This is a genomic window from Streptomyces sp. NPDC002130 (assembly GCF_040296465.1).
In the GTDB taxonomy this organism is placed as follows: Bacteria; Actinomycetota; Actinomycetes; order Streptomycetales; family Streptomycetaceae; genus Streptomyces.
Window position 1 is genome coordinate 1 of sequence record NZ_JBEOXI010000905.1, and the last position, 1,344, is coordinate 1,344.

2 protein-coding genes are annotated in these 1,344 nt (G+C 59.7%); both read left to right on the plus strand.

Annotated features, from left to right (window positions below):
- The first annotated feature begins 235 nt into the window (after positions 1-235).
- Positions 236-865 carry a TetR/AcrR family transcriptional regulator gene (locus ABT116_RS46830; protein WP_351647424.1) on the plus strand — a complete coding sequence of 210 codons (630 nt, stop codon included), beginning with the start codon at positions 236-238 and terminating at the stop codon, positions 863-865.
- A 25-nt stretch (positions 866-890) separates the two neighbouring features.
- Positions 891-1,344: AMP-binding protein (locus ABT116_RS46835; protein ID WP_351647427.1), on the plus strand; the 454-nt coding region annotated here is incomplete at its 3' end.

A 1,344-nucleotide genomic window follows, 5' to 3' on the forward strand; every position in this document is an offset into this window, starting at 1 on the left:
GAGCAGCGCAAAGCGGCGGGCGCGAAGGACGTGCGTCGCCTGGACCGGGTGATCATCAGGTTCGCGGGGGACTCGGGTGACGGTATGCAGCTCACGGGAAAGGCGAAAAGCATTAGAGGCAGAGTCTTACACCCGATATATGGGCTGTGAAAGGGCAACCCGAACAAAAGATCCAATTCGGTCGACGCGGGGTCGGTTCTTGACATTGACGTCAACGTCAACACACACTGTGACGGTGACCACCAGCGAAACGCAGGAGCGAGCGCGGACAGCCCGCAAGCTCGGGGACGGTCCACGCCGGGCCGGCCTGCTCGATACCGCTGCGCTCTGTTTCGGCGAACTCGGATACGACGCTGTGACCGTCGAGACGATCACGACCAGGGCTGATGTTTCCCGGGCGACCTTCTACGCGTACTTCTCCTCGAAGGACGAGGTCTTCCGTGCCGTCGCCGAAATGATGTGTCGACGGTTCCTCGACGCTCAGCACATGGAGGGCCCGGCGGCCGAGGATCTACGCGAAGTTCTCCGAACGACCACGTCGGCGTTCATCACGGCCGTGTACACCTACGGTGACCTGCTCGCGGTGATCGAGCATCGGGCGCGGGTGGATTCCGAGGTCGAGCGCAGTTGGTCGGCGGTTCGCGAAAAGCTCGTGAGCCGCTACGTCCGGTTTGTCGAACGGATTCGACGGGTTCACGACGTAGATCCCTGTGTTTCGCCCCCGGTGCTCGTTCAGATGATCTCGGACGCACAGATGGCCGGTGGAGCACGACTGAGTAAGGCGAGTCTCGAAGAGCAGAACCAGTTCATTGCGGATATGACGACGATGTCCGAGCGGTTGATCGGGTTCGAAGAGTCGAAATAGATTTCTTTTACGAATGGAGTGATCGGTGGCAGAACAAGACGTGCTCGAAGCGGCTCTGGCGGAAATCTCCGCGCTGCAACAAGCGCATTGGCCCGCCGGCATTCCCCGCGCCGTCGAGTATCCGCTCGAAGGTGGGGGACTTGTCGATTACTTGCGGCATTGGGCGATCGAGCGGCCGGATACTCCTGCCATCGTCTTCTACAGCCGGGTCATCACGTATTCCGAATACGACGAGCTTTCGGATCGTTTTGCCGGATGGCTGCTGTCACTCGGAGTCGAACGCGGCGATCGCGTCGGCGTTCACCTGGTCAATTGCCCGCAGTTCCATATCGCGATGCTCGGCATTCTCAAGGTCGGTGCGGTTCACGTGCCGATCAATCCACTCTTCCGTGAACATGAATTGATTCACGAACTCAACGATGCCGGCGTCAAGGTCCTACTGACGCAGAACACCTTCTCGAAGTTGGTGAAGAAGGTTC